General features: G+C 67.8%; 12 protein-coding genes. 4 read left to right on the top strand and 8 right to left on the bottom strand.

Annotated elements, in window-relative coordinates:
- Positions 1-55: 55 nt before the first annotated feature.
- Positions 56-838, bottom strand: coding sequence for a DeoR/GlpR family DNA-binding transcription regulator (locus ACVCMB_RS09365; protein ID WP_395120184.1), 783 nt, complete (start codon positions 836-838; stop codon positions 56-58).
- Positions 839-973: 135 nt separating this feature from the next.
- Here ACVCMB_RS09365 and ACVCMB_RS09360 point away from each other — a divergent pair, with 135 nt between their 5' ends.
- The 4 genes from ACVCMB_RS09360 to ACVCMB_RS09345 all read left to right on the top strand — a co-directional run bounded on the left by ACVCMB_RS09360 (position 974) and on the right by ACVCMB_RS09345 (position 9,883).
- Complete coding sequence (locus ACVCMB_RS09360; protein ID WP_447106763.1) at positions 974-3,823, top strand: TonB-dependent receptor; 2,850 nt, start codon at positions 974-976, stop codon at positions 3,821-3,823.
- A 270-nt stretch (positions 3,824-4,093) separates the two neighbouring features.
- On the top strand, positions 4,094-5,605 hold the full coding sequence (locus ACVCMB_RS09355; protein WP_447106762.1) for an efflux transporter outer membrane subunit: 1,512 nt from the start codon (positions 4,094-4,096) through the stop codon (positions 5,603-5,605).
- On the top strand, positions 5,595-6,761 hold the full coding sequence (locus tag ACVCMB_RS09350) for an efflux RND transporter periplasmic adaptor subunit (RefSeq protein ID WP_447106761.1): 1,167 nt from the start codon (positions 5,595-5,597) through the stop codon (positions 6,759-6,761). The genes ACVCMB_RS09355 and ACVCMB_RS09350 overlap by 11 nt, the downstream gene beginning before the upstream one ends.
- Positions 6,758-9,883, top strand: a complete 3,126-nt coding sequence (locus ACVCMB_RS09345) for an efflux RND transporter permease subunit (protein ID WP_447106760.1) — start codon at positions 6,758-6,760, stop codon at positions 9,881-9,883. Before ACVCMB_RS09350 ends, ACVCMB_RS09345 begins: the two co-directional genes overlap by 4 nt.
- A gap of 12 nt (positions 9,884-9,895) precedes the next feature.
- Here ACVCMB_RS09345 and ACVCMB_RS09340 read toward each other — a convergent pair whose 3' ends face one another.
- The 7 genes from ACVCMB_RS09340 to ACVCMB_RS09310 form a co-directional block, all read right to left on the bottom strand.
- Entirely contained in the window at positions 9,896-10,666 is a 771-nt protein-coding gene (locus tag ACVCMB_RS09340; protein WP_395120176.1) for an N-acetylmuramoyl-L-alanine amidase, read from the bottom strand.
- A gap of 163 nt (positions 10,667-10,829) precedes the next feature.
- Positions 10,830-11,876: a serine hydrolase domain-containing protein gene (locus ACVCMB_RS09335; protein ID WP_447106759.1), complete on the bottom strand. Its 1,047-nt coding sequence runs from the start codon at positions 11,874-11,876 to the stop codon at positions 10,830-10,832.
- Between the two features lie 137 nt (positions 11,877-12,013).
- Positions 12,014-12,829 (bottom strand): M15 family metallopeptidase, encoded by an 816-nt coding sequence (locus tag ACVCMB_RS09330; protein WP_447106758.1) that lies wholly within the window; start codon positions 12,827-12,829, stop codon positions 12,014-12,016.
- Positions 12,826-14,454 carry a serine hydrolase gene (locus ACVCMB_RS09325; protein ID WP_447110562.1) on the bottom strand — a complete coding sequence of 543 codons (1,629 nt, stop codon included), beginning with the start codon at positions 14,452-14,454 and terminating at the stop codon, positions 12,826-12,828. The genes ACVCMB_RS09330 and ACVCMB_RS09325 overlap by 4 nt, the downstream gene beginning before the upstream one ends.
- Complete coding sequence (locus tag ACVCMB_RS09320) at positions 14,441-15,652, bottom strand: dipeptidase (RefSeq protein ID WP_447106757.1); 1,212 nt, start codon at positions 15,650-15,652, stop codon at positions 14,441-14,443. The genes ACVCMB_RS09325 and ACVCMB_RS09320 overlap by 14 nt, the downstream gene beginning before the upstream one ends.
- A complete protein-coding gene (gene lysA, locus ACVCMB_RS09315; RefSeq protein ID WP_447106756.1) occupies positions 15,649-16,956 on the bottom strand; it encodes a diaminopimelate decarboxylase in 1,308 nt (435 codons plus the stop codon). The genes ACVCMB_RS09320 and lysA overlap by 4 nt, the downstream gene beginning before the upstream one ends.
- A gap of 91 nt (positions 16,957-17,047) precedes the next feature.
- The gene (locus ACVCMB_RS09310) at positions 17,048-20,074 is read right to left on the bottom strand and encodes a TonB-dependent receptor (protein WP_395120167.1); all 3,027 of its coding nucleotides are present in this window, start codon (positions 20,072-20,074) and stop codon (positions 17,048-17,050) included.
- Between the last annotated feature and the right edge of the window lie 44 nt (positions 20,075-20,118).

Genomic DNA, 20,118 nt, shown 5'->3' with positions numbered 1-20,118 from the left:
CGGGCCCCTGCGGCGGCGGCGCTCTCACGCTTTTGCGAATCCCGAATCCCTGCTCTCAGGCCAGCAACAACTCGAAACCGAGCTGGTGGCTGGCCTGGATGATGTCCTCGGGTGCGCCGGTGTCCGTGATCAACACGTTCAACGCGGTGACGGGGATGATGCGGTGCAGGCAGACTTTGCCGAACTTCGAACTGTCGGTGATGGAAATGACCACGCGTGCGGCCTCCACCATCTTGCGGTTGAGCAGGGCCTCGGGCTCGTAATGGGTGGTGATGCCGCGCTCCAGGTCGAAACCGTCCACGCCGAGGAACAGCTTGTCCACGTGCAGCGCGTCCAGCGCCTCGACCGTCAGCCCGCCGTAGAACGCCATGTTGCGCCGGCGCAGTTCGCCGCCGAGCATGACGAGGTTGATGCTCGGCTTGGATGCCAGCGCGGTCAGCACGCCGTAGTCGTTGGTGACCACGGTGATGTCGATGTCCGGCAACGCCTTGGCCAGCTGGATGGCCGTGGTGCCCGAGTCGATGGCAACGGTGTCGCCGGGCTTGATCAGGGTCGCGGCGCGCACGCCGATGCGGCGCTTCTCGGCCAGGTAGCTGGTGATCTTCGCTTCGTAATTGGGTTCGGCGGGGCTGCCGTTGCCGATCACGCCGCTGTCGATCGCGCCGCCGTAGGCGCGCGCCATCACGCCGCGCTCGGCCAGGTAGCGCAGATCCTTGCGCACGGTCTGCGCGCTCACGCCGAAGCGGTCGGCGAGCCTGCTGACCTGGACGCTTCCTTGCTGGCGGACGAGTTCGCTGATCTGGAGGCGTCGTTGACTGGTATCGCGAGTAGCGGCCATTTGGGAGTTCCGACGGGTGGCGAAATTATGCCGCATTTCGTTGTATTTCGCTATTGATACGAAACGAAACATGATATAGGCTCGGTTTCGTTGTTTAGATGTAAGGTCCGCCATCGCGCCCCCAGGAGAGAGCCTTTGAACGCCGCATCCTTTCACCGAAACACACTGTCTTGTGCCGTCGCCCTGGCGCTACTGATACCGGCGGCGGCGTTCTCCCAGACAGCGCCTGCCAGCGCCGCCACGACGCAGAGTCCGCAGGCGGTCCCGGTCGACCAGGGCACGCCGCGCGCCGCCACCGAGCTGGCCACCGTGGTGGTCACCGGCGAGCGGGGCAGCATGGCGCGCTCGACCGAACTCAAGCGCGATGCCGGCACCGTGCAGGATTCGATCAGTGCGCTCGAACTGGGCATGTTCCCCGACGACAACGTGGCCGACTCGCTCAGCCACATTACCGGCGTTGCCATCTCGCGCACGGCCGGCGGCGAGGGACAGAAGGTCAGCGTGCGCGGCCTCGGCCCGGAGTTCACGCTGACCACATTCAACGGCCGCATCCTGGCGACTGATGGCGCCGGTCGCGACTTTGCCTTCGACGTCCTGCCCGCCGACGTGATCAGCGGTGCCGACGTGATCAAGGGCGCGCAGGCCTCGCTGACCGAAGGGGCCATCGGCGGCCTGATCAACCTGCGTTCGGCCAGCCCGTTCGACCGGCCGGGACAGCACGGCATCGTGCGCCTGGAGGGCGACCGCAACCAGATGTCCGAACTCAACGGACACAAGTTTTCGGCCGCCTACAGCAACACCTTCGCCAACGACACCGTCGGCGTGCTGCTGGGCGTGGTCAAGGCCAAGCGCAAGGATCGCACCGACGTCGCCGGCAACGACGGCGGCTGGACGCGCAACCCCGACCCCAACGATCCCAACTGGTACGGCAACGCCTGGGGCGGCAACATCGACCTCAACGGCAACGGCGAACTGGACCCGGAAGATTACGGATTGATCGCCCCCGGCCAGTTCCGGGTCGGCTCGATCCTGGAGGACAAGAAGCGCAGCGCCTATTCCGGCAAGATCGAGTGGCGTCCGAACGACCGGGTGCGCATCGTGGTGGATGGGTTGAAGACGCGCCTGGATTCGCCGCAGGTGTCCTTCCAGCAGTCCTACTACCCGCTGTTCGCGCCGGGGCGCTGGTCCGACATCACCGTGCAGAACGGCATCGTCACCGGTTTCACCATGGACAACCCGGACCCGGAGCTGCGGCTCAATCCGGAACTGCTGAACCAGACCCAGTACCGCGTCGTCGATACCGCGCTGTACGGCATCAACGGCGAGTGGAAGGCCACCGACGACCTGACCCTGACCGGCGACCTGTACCGCTCCACCTCGGAGCGCCGCTCCGGCGGCCAGGATACCTACGTCGTGCTGCGCATGAACCAGCCCAACACGGCCCGCATCACCCTCGGCCCGTATGCGGTGCCCAACGTCGACGTCAAGTTCGATGACGGCCGCGACCTCATCTCGGGCCTCGCCAGCGGCCAGTTCAGCGATTCGGACTTCAACACGCACTACATGGAGCTGAGCGGCGACAACATCCGCGACGAGATCACCGGCGGCACCGTGGCCGGCAAGCTGTTCGTCGGCAAGTGGGGCGTGGACAACCTGCGCTTCGGCGTGACCCGCACCGAGCGGGAGAAGTCGCGCGACCTGGTCAACAACACCCTCAACGGCGGCGCGGACTACTACTCCGAAGACAACGCCATCAACGTGGCCGACCTCGGCGGCAACGTGATCTCGCACTCCTTCCACCTGCCGCACTTCATGTCCGGCGTGGGCAGCAGCTTCCCGCGCAGCTTCCTGGCCTTCGACGTGCCCAACTACCTGGCCCGGCTGCAGGCCTACAACGGCAATCTCCGCCCGGACGGCACGCCGTACGACTACGCGCTGGCCGGCCCGCAATGGAACCCGCTGCAGAGCTACCGCGTCAGCGAGAAGACCAACGCGTTCTACGTGCAGGCGGACATGTCCGGGGATCGCTGGGAAGGCGACGTCGGCGTGCGCCTGGTGCAGACCGATACCCGCGCCCAGGCCTGGGACGCCAAGATCCTGAGCATCACCGAGAACGGGCCTTTCAACTACACCGCCCAATACGACGCGCCGACGCCGGTCGTCCAGGACGCCCATTACAGCTATCTGCTGCCCTCGGCCAACTTCACCTGGCATTTCACCGACCAGTTGCAGTTGCGCGCCGGCGCGGCCAAGACCATGGCGCGTCCGGCAGTGAACCAGCTGGCGCCGACCAACACCACCGAAAGCGTGTCGTGGGGCGAGTTCACCCAGGTCTACGGCGGCAACGCGGACCTCAAGCCGTACAGCGCCGCGCAGGGCGACCTGTCGCTGGAGTGGTATTTCGCCGAGCACTCCGTCGCCAGCCTGGCGGTGTTCTACAAGCGCATCACCAACCAGATCACCACCAGTTGGGAAACCGGCCAGGACATCGGCGTGCCGGGTTACCTGTTCAACATCATGCGCCCGATCAATGGCGACCACGCCAGGGTGAAGGGCATGGAGATGAGCCTGCAGCACTTCTGGAACAACGGTTTCGGCGTGCGTGCGCAGTACACGCGCAACCTGTCCACGAGCTGGGTGGACGGCGAGCAGCGGCCGCTCGAAGGCATCGCCCCGGCGACCTATTCGCTGGGCGTGATGTACGAGAAGGGCAAGTGGTCGGTGGGCGCCAACGCCGACCGCACCAACGGCTTCGTCACCGCGATCAACGTGCTGGGTACCGGCTACAACGAGCAGGCCGACGCGATCACCTGGGTCACCGCGCACGTCTCCTACAAGTTCAACGACATGATCAGCGTCAGCCTGGACGGCCAGAACCTGCTGGACAAGGCGCAGACCTACAGCATCAACGGCAACCCGCTGCTGTCGCAGGGCTATTACCGCTATGGCCGTTCCGTCAACCTGGGGGTGGCGCTGCGCTTCTAGGGCGGCGCGCGCGCCGGCGTGCCCGACTTCCCGGGCACCGCGTGGCGCGTGGGTTTGATCTGCATGGCTTGATCCGCATCGGGAGGGGCGAGTGTCGCGCCCTCCCGATGCGACTTCCCGCAGGACGGGCTGCGCAAACGCAATTTCTTGCAGGCTTTCGCGTCGGCTTGGTACGTTATATCGTTGCGTTCCGATCTATTCCTCAAGACGCGCACGCATGAAAAACCCGCGGTCCGATTGTCTGCTGGCACCGTCGCGATGACGGCCGCGATGATCAGACGGGCAGGCGGGTCGCTGCTGGCGGTCGTCGCGGTGCTGGCGATCGGCGGCTGCGCGGTGGGGCCGGATTTCCGGAAGCCGGCGGCACCGGATGTTGCCGGCGTGGCCGCCGGGCCGCTGCCGGAGCGCACCCCCGGTGCGAATGTCGCCGGCGGGCAGCCCCAGCGTTTCGTTTCCGGCGGCGACATTCCCGCGCAGTGGTGGACGCTGTTCCATTCGGCCGCGCTCGACGCGCTGATCGCACAGGCGCTGGCGCACAACCCCGATCTCAAGGCCGCACAGGCCGCACTGGCGGTGGCGCGCGAGAACACCCGCGCCGGACGCGGTGCGTACGCGCCAAGCGTCAGCGCCGGCTTCTCGGCCAGCCGCGAACAGGACCCGCCCGGCGCGCTGGCGCCGGTGCCCAGCAACAACGCGTACCTGTACAACCTGTTCACGCCGCAGGTCAGCGTGTCGTACGTGCCGGACGTGTTCGGCCTGAACCGGCGCAACGTGGAATCGCTCAAGGCGCAGCAGCAGGCGGTGCGGTTCCAGATGCTTGCCACGCGCATCACGCTCAGCGCCAACGTGGTGGTGGCGGCAGTGCAGCAAGCCTCGCTGCGCGCGCAGGTCGCCGCGACCCGCGAGCTGATCGCGACCAACGCGAAGATGGTCGAGCTGCTGCGCTACCAGCTCGTCAAGGGCTACGCGGGGCGGCTCGATCTCGCCGCGCAGGAATCCCAGCTGGCCCAGTTGCAGGCCACGCTGCCGCCGCTGCTGAACCAGCTGGACCAGCAGAACCATCTGCTGGCCGTGCTGGCCGGCGAACTGCCCGGCGAGGCGGCGCCGCAGGCGTTCGACCTGGCCAGCCTGCATCTGCCGCAGCAGCTTCCCCTGAGCCTGCCCTCGACCCTGGTGGCGCAGCGCCCCGACGTTCGCCAGGCAGAGGCCAACCTGCATGCGGCCAGCGCGCAGATCGGCGTAGCCATCGCGAACCGGTTGCCCGACATCACGCTGTCGGCAAATGCAGGCAGCAGCGCGCTGGCGATCAAGCAGTTGTTCAAGAGCGGCACCGGCTTCTGGAGCCTGGGCGCGGATCTGGCCGCCCCGATCTTCCAGGGCGGCAGCCTGCTGCATCAGGAGCGCGCGGCCAAGGCGGCCTACGTGCAGGCGGCCGAGGAATATCGCGGCACGGTGCTGACCGCGTTCCAGAACGTGGCCGACACGCTGGCCGCGCTGCAGCACGATGCCGAGGGCCTGCAGGCGGCGGCCAGGGCGGCGGACGCGGCCAAACTCGCGCTGGAAATCTCGCAGCGCCAGTACCAGGACGGCTACGCCAGCTACCTGTCGCTGCTTGGTGCGGAGCAGGCCGACCAGCAGGCGCGCATCGCGCTGGTGCAGGCGCAGGCGAGCCGCTATGTCGACACCGCCGCGCTGTTCCAGGCCATGGGCGGCGGCTGGTGGCACGACGCCGACACCCACTCCACCGATGCCGCTGCCACCCGGGATAGCGATGAAAAATAGACCATCCTCCGCGCCGACCCGGCGCGCGCCCGTCCTGTTGTCCGCGCTTGTGCTGCTGGCCGCGTCGACGCTGGCCGCCTGCTCGTCGAAGGCCGCGCCGCAGGCCGCCGCCGACACGCCGCACAACGTGACGCTGACCGCTGCGCAGCGCCAGCACATCCATCTGCTGACCATCGAACGCAGCAGCTTCCATCGCAGCATCGAAACCAGCGGCGTGGTGGATTTCGACCACGACCGCGCCACCCAGGTGCTGGCACCGTTCTCCGGCCCGGTGACCGAGGTGCTGGTGAACCCGGGCGACAAGGTCAAGGCGGGGCAGCCGCTGGCGCGGGTGGATTCGCCCGACTTCGCCGCCGCCGTCGGCGCGTATCGCAAGGCGCTCGCCGCGGCGCATGCCGCCGACCAGTTGGCGGCGATCGATCGTGACCTGTACGCACACCAGGCGATCTCGCAGCGCGAGCACGCGCAGGCGCAATCCGATGCGGCGGGGGCGGATGCCGATCGCGACGCCGCGTTGCAGGCGCTGCTGGCCCTGCATGTCGACCCGCAAACCATCGCGGCGATACGCGAAGGCAAGCCGGTGGCGCATGGCCAGGGCGTGATCCGCGCGCCCATTGCCGGCACCGTGGTGGAGAAGTCGATCGCGCCGGGCCAGTTGCTGGCGGCCGGTTCGACGCCCTGCTTCACCGTCGCCGACACGTCGAAAATGTGGGTGATGGCGCAGCTGTTCGGCGACGACCTGGCGGCGGTGAAGAACGGCGACGCGGCCACCGTCGAGGTCGGCGGGGATGACGCGGCGATGCCCGGCAAGGTGACCAACGTCGGTGCCGTGGTCGATCCCGATACGCGCTCCGTCGGCGCCCGCGTGCTGGTCGACAACCCGGACGGCGTGCTCAAGCGCCAGATGTACGTGCGCGTGAAGATCCGCTCCGGCGACGCGCGCACGGGCTTGCTGTTGCCGGCGTCGGCGGTGCTGCGCGATGACGAGAACCTGCCGTTCGTGTACGTGGCGGCGGCCGACGGCGGCTACGCGCAGCGCACGATCACGCTGGGCGGACGCGTGGGCGATTCCTTCGAGATTCCCGACGGCCTGCACGCCGGCGACAAGGTCGTGGTGGACGGCGCGATCTTCCTGCATTTCATGCAGACCCAATGAGCGCGCAGACCCCACCCGAGGGGCTGCCGCCGCGCCCCACCTCGCTGATCAACCGCATCGTCGCGTTCGCGCTGCAGCAGCGCATGCTGATGGTGCTGTTGGCGCTGGGCCTGGCCGCGGCCGGCGTGTGGTCCTACAACATCCTGCCGATGGATGCGTACCCGAACCTGTCGCCGCCGATGGTCGACATCGTCACGCAGTGGCCGGGGCATTCGGCCGAGGAAGTGGAGCGGCTGATCACGGTGCCGGTGGAGCTGGGCATGAATGCCATCCCCGGCATGGTGACCAAGCGCTCGGTCTCGCTGTACGGCCTGTCCGACGTCACGCTCGGTTTCGCCGACGGCACCGATCCGTATTTCGCGCGCCAGCGCGTGCGCAACCGCCTGCCGGATGTCGAACTGCCCGACGGCGTGTCCTCGTCGATGTCGCCGATGTCGCCGCCCTCGGGGCTGGTGTACCGCTACGTGTTGCAGAGCACCGACCGCTCGCCGATGGAGCTGAAGACGCTGAACGACTGGGTCGTCGCGCCGCAGTACCGCTCGGTGCCGGGCGTGGCCGACGACTCCGGCTTCGGCGGCGGCACCATGCAGTACCAGGTGCTGCTCGATCCGGTGAAGATCGCCGCGCTGGGCATGTCGGTGGCGCAGGTCGAGGCCGCGCTGGCGGCCAACAACGGCAACGCCGGCGGCGGCTTCTACACCCAGGGTGGGCAGTTCTTCTACGTGCGCGGGCTGGGCCGGCTCGAGACCGTACAGGACATCGGCGACGTGGTGCTGGCGGTGCACGACGGCACGCCGATCCTGGTGAAGAACGTGGGCACCGTGCAGGTCGGCATCGCGCCGCGGCTGGGCGAGTTCGGCTACATGGACCAGGACGACGCGGTGGAGGGCGTGGTGCTGGCGCTGACCGGCTCGAAGACCGAGAACGTGTTGCAGCGGGTCGAGGCGAAGACGCAGGAGCTCAACCGCGACGTGCTGCCCGACGACGTGAAGATCCACCCCTTCTACGACCTCACCGACCTGATCGGCCAGACCAAGGCGGTGGTGATGCACAACCTGCTGCTGGGCATGGCGCTGGTGATCGCGGTGCTGATCTTCTTCCTCTACGACGTGCGCGCGGGGCTGATCGTGGCGGTCACGATCCCGCTGGCGCTGCTGTTCGCCTTCGTGTGCCTGGACCTGAAGGGCGCCTCGGCCAACCTGCTGTCGATCGGCGCGGTGGATTTCGGCATCCTGGTCGATGGCGCGATCTTCATGGTCGAGAACATCTTCCGCGAGCTGGCCGCGCGGCAGGGCAGCGAGTTCAACATCAGGGAAGTCATCCAGGGCGCCGCCTCGGAAGTGGACCGCCCGCTGGTCTACGCGGTGGCGGTGATCGTGGCCAGCTTCCTGCCGATCTACGTGCTGACCGGGCCTTCCGGCACGCTGTTCAAGCCGATGGCGGACACCATGATCTTCGCCCTGGTCGGCTCGCTGCTGGTCACGCTGACCCTGCTGCCGGTGCTGTGCGCACTGTTCATGCGCCGTGGCGTGCGCGAGCGGCGCAACGCTATCTACGACAGGTTCAAGGCGTGCTACGTGCGCGGACTGGAGCGCCTGCAGCAGCACGCGTGGCGCGTGACCGGGGCCTCCCTGCTGCTGCTGGTGATCGCGCTGGTGATGATGCGCGGCATCGGCGCCGAGTTCATGCCGCACCTGGACGAAGGCTCGCTGTGGGTGCGCGCCACCATGCCGTACACCATCTCCTTCGACGAGGCCTCGAAGATCTCGCCGCAGATCCGGCGCATCCTGCGCTCCTTCCCCGAGGTCACCACGGTCGGCTCCGAGCTGGGTCGCCCGGACGACGGCACCGATTCGACCGGCTTCTTCAACGACGAGTTCTTCGTCGGCCTGAAACCGTACTCGCAGTGGGACGGCAAGTACCGCAGCAAGGCCGACCTGATCGCGGCGATCGACAGGAAGCTGCAGGTGTTTCCGGGCATCCAGTTCAACTACACCCAGCCGGCCGAGGATGCGGTGGACGAGGCCGAGACCGGCCTGAAAAGCTCGCTCGCGGTGAAGATCTACGGCCCGGACCTGCACGTGCTGCAGGCCAAGGGCAAGGCAATCAAGCAGGCGATGGAAAAGGTGCGCGGCATCACCGACCTGACCCTGGTCCACGAGCTGGGGCAGCCGAACCTGTCGATAAAAATCGATCGCGCCAAGATCGCGCGCTACGGGATCAACGTCGAGGACATCAACAAGCTGATCGAGGCGGCGATCGGCGGTGACGTGGCCACCGAGGTGGCGCAGGGCGAAAAGCAGTTCGACCTGCTGGTGCGGCTGCAGCCGCAATACCGCGACAACCCGCAGCAGATCGGCGAGATCCCGGTAGCCACGCCCGGCGGCCAGCAGATTCCGCTGAAGGAGCTGGCCGACATCAGCATCGCCAACGGCGCCTCCTTCATCTATCGCGAGAACGGTTCACGCTACATCGGCGTGCAGTTCTCGGTGAGCGGACGCGACCTGGCCGGTGCGGTGAACGAAGCGATCGCCCGGGTCGGCCGCGACGTGAAGCTGCCGCACGGCTATCGGCTGGAGTGGGGCGGCGAGTACAAGGAGTACACCGCCTCGCGCGCACAGATGAACGTGATCCTGCCGCTCACCCTGCTGCTGATCTTCGGCCTGCTGTTCGTGCTCTACGGCAATTTCAAGTTCCCGTTCATCACCGTGGCCGGCGTGCTGCTGTCCGCACCGTTCGGTGCGATCGTGGCGATGTGGCTCACCGGCACGCCGTTCTCGGTGTCCTCGGCGATCGGCTTCATCGTGCTGTTCGGCGTGTCGGTGCTGACCGGCGTGGTCTACATTTCCTGCGTCAACGAGCTGCGCCTGGGCGGCATGGACATCGCCAGGGCGGTGCACGAGGCGGCGATCCTGCGCCTGCGTCCGATCACCATGACCGCGCTGGTGGCTGCGCTCGGCCTGTTGCCGGCAGCCATCGCCAGCGGCGTCGGCACCGATTCGCAGCGTCCGTTCGCGCTGGTGATCGTGGCCGGCATGCTGTCGCGATTGCTGATCGGCATGTACCTGATGCCGGCGTTGTATGCGCTGGTGGCGCGGCCGAACGATCACCTGCAGGTATAGCGCAGGCGGCGCTCAACCGCCGTTGCCGGTCGCCTCGATCTGCTGGGCGAGGTTGTACAGGATGCGCAGGTCCTGCGGATCGAGTTCGTCGCCGCCGAGGCCGCGGAAGTGGTTGTGGAACGCGCGCACCGCGGCGGCGCGATCGTCCAGCGGGTAGCCCACCACGGCCAGCGCCATCCACGGATCGAAGCCGGCGGGCGGATCGACCAGCACGCCTTGCGGCCAGCGGCCGAAGCCCGCGGCGGCCAGTCGCTGCCAGGGAAACAGCGGGCCGGGATCGTTCTTGCGCGCAGGCGCGAGATCCTGGTGGCCGATGATCTGCGCGCGCGGGATCTGCAGGCGTTCGGTGAGGTCGGCGAGCAGGCGCAGCAGGCTGTCGATCTGCGCTTGCGCGAACGGGCTGTGGCCGTCGTTGTCCAGCTCGATGCCGATCGAGGCGGAGTTGAGGTCGGTGATCGTGCCCCAGCGCCCGCCGCCGGCATGCCAGGCGCGCAGCTGGTCGGACACCAGCTGGTAGAGATGCCCGTCGGCGCCGATCAGGTAGTGCGCGCTGACCGGACCGCCACTGTTGGCCGTGCGCAAGGTTTCCAGGCTCTGCCGCACCGATTGCTGGTCGGTGAAATGCAGCACGATCAGCACCGGCCGGCGGATGTCGTGGTTCGGCGAGGGCACCCAGGTCGCCAGCGGATTGCGCGGCGGCAGCGGGGCGCAGGCGGCGAGCAGGGCGAGCAGGAGCAGCACGGAGAAGGGACGCAGGTAGCGTATCGGAAGTGTCGAGCGCATCGCGATGGGTCCCATGGTTTCGCTATTGCCCGTCATTCCAGCGCAAGCTGGAATCCAGTCAGGCGATTCGTGCGAAGCACACCAAATCGACTTTGTGTGCTTCGCACGCGTACTTCACTGGATTCCAGCCTGCGCTGGAATGACGGTGAAGTGATGGTCGTGGTCAACGCAACCACGGCCGGGCGATCTCCAGCGCAGTGCGGTACGGCTCCGGCTCGTTGCGGTTGCTGAGCAGGATCACGGTGAGGTGTTGCTTCGGCCAGCGCACGATCACGTTGCGGAAACCGATGCTTTCGCCGGAGTGCCACAGCGTGTCGCCGGTGATGCGCCAGCCATAGCCGTAGCTGGCCTCGTACGGTTCGCCGCTGACCTTCACGTGCGGGCTGAAGGCGAGCTTGCGCGAGGCGTCGCTGAGCAGGCGGTCGTCGTACAGCGCGGCGTCCCACTTCGCCAGGTCCTCGACCGAGGAATAGATGCCGCCGTCGCCGCGGGTGGCGCTGGTGACGCTCTGGTCGGTGCGCATCCACTGGCCGCCCACCTCGCTGTAGCCGTAGGCGCGGTCGTCCACGTCGGGGCCGCCCTTCTCGTACAGCAGCGTGTGATTCATGCCCAGCGGCTGGAAAATCTGCTGCTTGAGGTACAGCGGCAGGCTGTAGCCCGAGGCGCGCTCGACCACCAGACCGAGCAGCACGTAGCCGGTGTTGCTGTAGCGGTAGGCGGTGCCGGGCGCGAAGTAGGTCTTCGGGGTGGCGGAGAGCATGCGCAGCACGTCGTTGTCGCTGACCTGCCCGGTGGTGCCGGGCGGGATCAGGTCTTCGTAGTCGACCAGGCCGCCGGTGTGGTCGAGCAGCTGGCGCAGGGTGACGGCGGAGGTCGTCTGCGGCAGCGAGGGCAGCCAGCGGCGTATCGGATCGTCCAGCGTGAGTCGACCCTGTTCGGCCAGCAGCAGGATCGCCGCGGCGGTGAACTGCTTGCTCACCGAGGCCAGCCGATAGTTGGTGGCCGGCGTGGCCTTGTCGTCGTCCTCGAGGTTGGCCAGGCCGTAGCTGCGATCGACGACGGCCTTGCCGTCCTTGATGACCAGCAGCGAGGCGCCGGGCACGTCGCCGGCGTAGGGCGCCATCAGCGCGTCGACCGGATCGACCGGCTTGGTTCCGCCGCAGCCGGCGAGCAGGGTGGCAGCGGCGAGGCCGATGAAGAGTCTATGCATGGCGGATCTCCCCTCGTTGATCGTGCCTCGTAGGGCGGGCACTGCCCGCCGCATTTGCGAAGCGCGTTGCGCCGCGCCGAAGAGCCGGCGGGCAGTGCCCGCCCTACGGGTATCGGCGCATGGTTGCTCCGGGCCGGTCATTGCACCGGCACGTCGTAGATCGTGTGTGGGGTCGGTTCCGGCTCGAGGGTGTAATGCCACCACTCCATCGGGTAGTTGCGGAAGCCCTCGCGCTGCATCGCATCGCGCAGCAGCAGGCGGTTGGCGTGCTGCTGCGGCGTGACCTCGGGCGAGTCGGTGTGCGCGCGCACGTCGAAGAAATCGAAATCGGTGCCCATGTCCAGCGGCGTGCAATGCGTGCCGTCGTCGGCGCACTGCTGCATGGTCAGGTCGATGGTGGCGCCGCGGCTGTGACCCGAGCTGTCCGCGATGTAGCCGTGCAGGAGTTCGGACTTGTCCAGCCGCGGGTAGTGCTGCGGCTTGGTGCGCTGGTCGGAAAGGTCGTGCGCCCAGCGCACGAAGTGCGCCACCGCGCGGGCGGGGCGGTAGCAGTCCCAGATCTTCAGGCGCCGGTGCTGCGCGCGCAGCTCGTGCTCGACCTTCGCCAGCGCCTCGGCGACCGGGCGCAGCAGCAGGCAGGCCGGCGCGCGGTAGCCGTCCGCCGGCGTGCCCATGAAGTTGTCGCTGCCGGCGTACTTGATGTCCTCGGCGATGTCCCGCACCAGCGTGCGGATGTCGACCAGGTTCGCCGCGGCGGCAGTCGTCGCCGGCGACAGCGCCGGCGGCTGGTCCGCGTGGGCGATGCCGCTGACGGCGACGAGCAGGGCAAACGCGATCAGATGCCCGGCTTTCGCAGGAGCCCGCTTGCGGGCGATGCCTTTTCTTCCGCCAGGCACGGGAGCATCGCCCGCAAGCGGGCTCCTGCCGGCGGTGATGGGCGACGGGTTGGTCATGGGTGGCAGCTCCCCACGCGCTGGAAATCGAGGTCCTCGTAGTCGGAACTGAAGTCGCCCAGCGGGTCGAGCTTGGCCATGCGCAGGGTGATCGGCTGGCTGGCGGTGGCCGCATGGAAATCCAGCCAGGCATCCAGGTCGGCCGAATCGTCCCAGTGCACGAAATAACGCTTGCCCAGGCGCATCACCGTGCCGGCCAGCGTCGGCGACTTCGCGGCGGCGAAATGCATCTTTCCATCGCGCGGGCACAGGATGACGTCGCCGAACCACGGGTCGCGATACTGCCCGCTCCAGCGCGCCAGTTCGGCGGTGCTGGCTGGTCGCTGCGTCGAGGTGTCCGGGGCGGACGAGGACGGCGACCGCTGCTTCGCCTGCTGCTCCAGCGCGTCGGCGTACCAGCGCACGTCGCGGCTGGAGTCGGGCGCGGTGAAATGCTTCATAAGCACTTCGCCGAGCACGGTGCGTGCGTCGTCCGCCTCGCCGTTGATCATGAACACGAAGCCGCTCTTGCGGTCCGGCAGCAGGGCCAGCATCGAGTACATGCCGTTCAGCGTACCGGTGTGCCACACGCTCCACTGGCCGTCGACGTCGGCCATGCGCCAGCCGTAGCCGTAGGCCATGATGTGGCTGTTGTCCCAGGCGCGGCGTTGCGCGGAAACCGGGATCAGCATGTGCGGTGCCTGCAGCACGCCGCGCTGCACCGGCGACAGCCACTGCAGTTGTGCGTGGGTCGGCACCAGCCAGTTGCGCGCCCAGGCCAGCATGTCGGTGAGGTCGCAGCGGATGCCGCCGGCGGCGGCCGAGGTGATCGCGGGAATCGCCGCGGCTTCGGGGATCGGCACGTTGCGGCCGCCGTCGCGGCGGTGCGGCGTGGCCACGTCGCCGACCGTGTCGCGGTTCCACGCGCCGACCTGGCAGCGGTCCAGGTGCAGCGGCTCGAACACTTCGCGCCGCATCAGCGTTTCGTACGGCGCGCCGCCCGCGGCGGCGGCGACTTCGCCGGCCACCACGTAGAGCAGGTTGTCGTACTGGTATTGCGAGCGGAAGCTGTAGCCGGGCTTGATGAAGGCGAGGCCGTGGATGATGTCGGCGCGGGTGAACGCGTTCGGCTCCGGCCACAGCATCAGGTCGCCGCCGCCCTCGGGCAGGCCGCTGGAATGGGTGAGCAGGTCGGCCACGCGCATGTTCGCGGTGACCCACGGATCGTGCATGCGGAACTGCGGCAGGTACTTCGTCACCGGATCGTCCCAGCGCAGCTTGCCCTGGTCGACCAGCCGGCCGAGCAGGGCGGTGGTCATCGCCTTGCTGTTGGAGGCGATCTTGAACAGCGTCTGCGGGGTGATCGGCTGGCCCGAGCCGGCGACGGTTTCGCCCACGGTGCGCGTGTAGACGACCTGTCCGTTCTCGATCACGCCCACGGCGATGCCTGGCAGGTGGTAGCGGGCGACGGTGGCGTCGACGATCTTGTCGTAGGCGGGGTTGGCGGTTTGAGCGGTGGCAACTGGGACGGCGAGCAGGAGCAACAAAGCAAGAGCACCCCAACCCGACCCTCCCCTGCGTTGCCGCACGGGGACTTCCTTCGGTCGCAGGGGAGGGAGAAAACCCGTTGGGTCAGTGCTGGGCATGGCGCTCGACCTCGCCCCACACGCGCAGCAGGTTGCCGCCCCACAGCTTGGCGATGTCCTCGTCGCTGAAGCCGGCCTTGCGCAGCGCGGCGGTGACGTTGCGGGTCTCGCTGGCGTCCTTCCAGCCGGTGATGCCGCCGCCGCCGTCGAAGTCGGAGGCGATGCCGACGTGGTCGATGCCGGCCACCTTCACCATGTGGCGGATCTGCTTCACGTAGTCGTCCAGGGTGGCCAGCGGGTATTGCTTCTGGATCGCGGCCATGCCGGCTTCCATCTCGGGACGGTAGTCGTCGTTGTCGCTGTCGTATTCCTTCTCGCCGGCCTGTTTCGCCACGCGTTCCTGCAGCGCCTTCTCGGCGGCCGCGCGACCGGGGTCGTGCTTGAGGAACTCCTTGTAGGCCACGGCGTCGATCACGCCGCCCTTGGCGGCGATCGCGCGCAGCAGGTCGTCGGGCAGGTTGCGCGGGTGGTCGAGCACGGCGCGGGCGCCGGAGTGCGAGGCGATGATCGGCGTGCTGGATGCCTTCAGAGCATCGCGCACGCAGTTGTCCGAGGCGTGCGAGATGTCGACCAGCATGCCGAGTTCGTTCGCGCGCTTCACCACGGCGCGGCCGAAGTCGCTCATGCCCTTGTCGCCGGCGCTGTTCATCGCCGGCTCGCCGTGTTCGGTGTCGGGCAGCGAGCTGGTGCACAGGTCGTTGTTGCCGACGTGGACCAGGCCAACGGAGCGCGCGCCACGATCGAACGCGGCGTCGAGGCGGCGGATGTCGTGGCCGAGCGAGTAGGCGTTCTCGATCTCGATCGTCGCCGAGAGCAGGCCGGCCTTGTGGTTGGCGAGCAGCTGTTCGGGCGTGGTGGCCAGGCGGATGCGGTCGGGATACATCATCAGCATGCGGCCGATGCCGTCGTATTTCTGGCTGGCCTGTTTCACCGCCTTGGCATAGCCGGCGGCGTCGAGCTTGTGCTGCGGCACCCAGACCACGAAGAACGCCGCGTTCAGGCCGCCGCGCTCCATCTTGCCCAGGTCGACCAGCAGGCGGGTGTCGTGCCCGACGTCGAAGCGCGGCTCGCCCATGTAGTTGAACGGGATGTCGACGTGGGTGTCGATGGTGACCGGCGGATCCTGCTGTGCCTGCGCGGGCAGCGCGGCAGCCAGGCTCAAGGCGGCGAGGAGGGCGAGGCGGACAGTCGTGTTCATGGCGTTTCCCAGTTCCGGGCCGGCTGTTCGCCGGCGATCATTTCCTCGAAATGCTGCCGCCGCCGCACCACGGCGTAGCGGCCCCGCTGCAGCAGTACCTCGGCGGCCAGCGGCCGCGAGTTGTAGGTGGAGGCCATCGACGTACCGTACGCGCCGGTGGCCTTGATCAGCAACAGGTCGCCGGCCGCGCATTCGGGCAGTTCGCGTGCGCGGGCGAAAGTATCGCCGGTCTCGCACACCGGGCCGACGATGTCGTAGGTGGTCATCGGGCGCGGCTCGTCCGCTACCGGCACGATGTCGTGCCAGGCGTCGTACAGGCTGGGCCGCTGCAGGTCGTTCATCGCCGCGTCCAGCACCAGGAACGTGCGCTCGATGCCGGGCTTGACGCGGATCACCCGGGTCAGCAGCACGCCCGCCTCGGCGACCAGGTAGCGGCCTGGTTCCAGCAGCAGGCGGCCGCGGAAACCGGCCAGCGCCTCGCGGATCGCGCCGACGTAATCGGCCGCGGCCACCGGCTGGTCCACGCCGGCGCGATAGCGCACGCCCAGTCCGCCGCCGACGTCGATGCTGTTGACCGGATGGCCGGCCTGCTCGAGTTCGCGCCAGAACGCGGCGACCCGCTGCAGCGCGAGCCGGAACGGTTCGACGCTGAGGATCTGCGAACCGATGTGCACGTGCAGGCCGTCGAGCTGCACGTGGTCGAACGACTTGCGTTGGGCGAACCAGCGACGCGCCTCGTCGATGCTGACGCCGAACTTGTTCTCCGACTTGCCGGTGGAGATCTTCGCGTGGGTCTGCGCGTCCACGTCGGGGTTGATGCGCACGGCGGCGCGCGCGGTCACTTCCTGAGCCTTCGCGACCCGCTGCAGGGTATGCAGTTCGTCCAGCGATTCGACGTTGAAGCGCATGATGCCGACGTTCAGCGCGCCGGCGATCTCGTCGGCGCTCTTGCCGACACCGGAGAACACGATGCGTTCGGCCGGCATGCCGGCGTTGAGCGCGCGGCGCAGTTCGCCGACCGAGACGATGTCGGCACCGACGCCGGCGCCGGCCATCAGCTGCAGGATGGCGAGGTTGGGGTTGGCCTTGACCGCGAAGCAGATGGTGGCGTCGAGGCCGGCCAGCACGGTTTTCAGTGCGTCGATGCGCTGGTGGATCGCGCTGGCGGAATAGGCGTGAAAGGGGGTTGGGATGCGTTCGGCCAGCCGCTGCAGGTCGACGCCATCGAGCCAGCGCGGCGCCGGCGTACCGGCGGCCGCGAGGTTGCCGGGCATGGCGGCCGGCGTGGCGTGGAGGTGGTTCATGGGCAGTGGCGGGCCATTGTCGGTCGCCCGCAGGGCGGGCAAAAAAAGGGCGACCCACCATTCCGTGTGGGTCGCCGCCAGGGGAGTACGTTCAGAAGTCCACGCTGAGGGTGAGTTGGGTGAAGCGCGGCGCCTGGAAGCTGATGCCGTCGCCGAAGGTGTCGCTGGTGCCGTTGCCGATGGTGGTCTGCAGGTCCTGGTCCACGTTCAGCGTCTGCTGGGTGTTGAACAGGTTGTACACCGCCAGCTTGGCCTTGAAGCGGCCGGTGTCGCCGATCGGCAGGATGTAGCTCACGCTGGCGCCGACGTTGTAGGTCCACGGCGTGCGGCCGTACTTGCCGCGCGGCGAGTTCACATAGACGCGGTCGGCGGAGAACTCCGAATCGCAGTTCTGCACGCAGGTGTAGTAGCTGTGGTAGTTGGACGCGTCGAACGGGTTGCCCACGCCGAAGCCGGTGATCGGCGTGCCGGACAGCGCCTGCAGGTCGGCGCCGAGCTGCCAGTGCGGAGTCAGCGCGTAGGTGCCGCGCAGCTTGAACTGGTGACGCCGGTCGTTGGGCAGGTAGCCGTCGCCGCCGAAGTTCACCCACGGGTCATCGAAGTTCTCGGTGCGGCCGGTGTCGTCGAAGTTGGTGTCCGAGTTGACCGGGCCTTCCGCGTTGCCGCGGCTCCACGACAGCGTGTAGGAGGCGTTGAACGCCCACTGGTCGTCCCACGCGCGGTTGATCTGGAACTCCACCGCGGTATAGCTGCGCTTGGGCTTCACCCAGCCGCGCTGGCCGATGTAGGTCATGATCGGGTCGCCGTCGGCGTCGACGCCATCCTGGCGGTACATCGCCCAGCCTTCCTTGGAGGTGTCCACGGTGATGTAGCCGTCGGGGGTGCCGTCGCAGTTGGAGTCGCCCCACACCTGCACCTTGGAGCCGGGGTTGGCCATCACCCAGCCGATGTAGCCATCCTCGCCGCACTGCGCGGTGGCGCTGATCTCCATGTCGTCGATCGCGTTGTGCAGGCGGCGATAGGTGCCGCTGACGCCCCACGACCACTTGTCGTCGATCATCTGCTGGAAGCCGAGGATCGCCTCGTCCTGGTAGACCTGGTCCATGTCGTGGTCGACCTCCGAGCGCAGGTCGCCGACGGTGCCGTCGCCCTGCGAGGTGTCGACGCCGCCCAGTTGCGGGCCGAGGATCGGCATGGCGTACTGCGAGCCGTTGCGGTCCTCGATCTGCCAGCCGCCGAAGGCGTAGTAGGTGCGTTCGTCGAGCAGGCCGCCGGCCTGCTTGATGTTGATCACGTTGGCCACCGGCAGGTAGTAGCGGCCGAGGTTGCCGAACAGCTTGGTGCTGCCGTCGCCCTTCATGTCCCACGAGAAGCCAACGCGCGGCGCGATCATGTTGTCCATCTTGATGTAGCTCTTGCCGTCGCCGCCCTTGTTGTCGAAGCCGTCGCTGCGGATGCCGGCGTTCAGCAGCAGGTTGGAGGTGACCTGCCAGTTGTCCTCGATGTAGTACGCCGAGTTGGTGGTCTCGAAGTTGCCGGCGATCTCGTAGCGGCGCGCGCGCACGTAGCCGGTGTAGCCGGGCGGGATCACGCCGCCGCCGTTGGGGTTGGAGATCGAGGAGCCCGGGTCGGCCTTGTACACGTTGTAGTAGATCGCGCCGGGGCCGGGGTAGTAGCGCTCGTAGTCGGAGGTGTTCTGCTCGTGGTCGAAGCCGAAGCGCAGCAGGTGGTCGCCCAGCGTCCACTCGAAGTCCGCGCGCGCCTGCTTGCGCACGTCGTTGCGATGGCTCACCGATGAGTTGGTGGTGCAGCCGAGCGCGACACCGGGCAGGGCGATCTTGCCGTCGCTGGCCACGCGGTTGCATTCCACGTCGCTGAGCCCGCGGTTGAACGACTCGCGGTCGTTGCGGCCGTACATCAGCTTCATCGACAGGTCGTTGGTGAGGTAGCTGGTCCAGGTGAGGTTCCAGTTCCTGCCGCCGGTGTCGGTGTAGATCTCGTTGGTCTTGTTGCCGGTGATGTCGCCGGTGTAGGTGTAGTCGTAGACGTCGCCCACGTTGCTGTTCTTGTCCGAGAAGGCCATGAACTCAAGCAGGTTGGCGTCGGTGATGTGCCAGTCGATCTTGGTGCCCCAGAAGCCGGTGTCGGCGCTGTTCTTGGTCAGCGTGGTGCCGGCGTCGTTGGTGTTCTCCGGCGAGGAGTCGCGCGCCTCGTACATGGCGAAGAAGAACAGCTTGTCCTTCACGATCGGGCCGGACGCGTAGACGTTGAGCTTGGCCAGCGCGTCGCGGTCGCGGCTGGCGGTGAGGTAGCGCGTGCCGTCGGCGCGGTAGTGGTCGTCGGCGCGGGAGTGCCAGCTGGCCGGCTCCATGGTGAGCTCGGCGCCGTACTTGAACTGGTTGGTGCCCGAGCGCGTCACCGCGTTGATCACGCCGCCGGTGGTGCGGCCGAACTCGACCGAGTAGCCGCCGGTCTTGACCTGGAACTCCTGGTAGAACGCGAACGGCGCCGAGGAGAAGCCGTTGCGATTGTAGAAGTCGGTGACGTTGAGGCCGTTGACGTAGAACGAGTTCTCCGCCACCGACGAGCCGCCGAAGGAGATGCCGCCGAAGCCGGCGACGCCCTTGTTGACGCCCGGCGCCAGCACGGCCACCGAGGTGATGTTCTGATCCACCGGCAGCCGCGCCAGTTGCTCGCGGGTGACGTTGGTGGCCGACTCGGTGGAGGTGACGTCGACGCCGGGGAGGACCGAGCCGCTGACCGTGACCGCGCTCAGTTCGGTCGCGGTCGGAGCCGAGCCGACGTTGACGGTGGTGGTGTTGCCCAGGCTCACCGTGACGTTGATCGGCTCGCTCGCGGCACCGCCGCCGCTGCTCTGCAAGGTGTAGGTGCCGACCGGCAGGAACGGGAAGCGGTAGTTGCCCTTGGCATCGGCGGTGACGCTGCGGGTGAGGCCGGTGTCGGTGCTGGTCACCGTGACCACCGCGCCCGCCGCGGTGTGGCCGACCACGGCGCCGTCGTTGCTGCCGGCAAAGGCGGCAGGCACGGCCAGCGAGGCCAGGCCCATGCCAAGCGCCATGCAAAGTACGGTTCTGCGCAAGCTGCGACTGTTGCTCATTTCCCCATCTCCCCATCGACGCCGTCGATGCCAGTTTTTGTGAA

It is taken from the genome of Rhodanobacter sp. UC4443_H10, assembly GCF_052978325.1.
The sequence above is the reverse complement of the archived record's forward strand: the minus strand, read 5'-3'. Positions and strand labels throughout refer to the sequence as shown.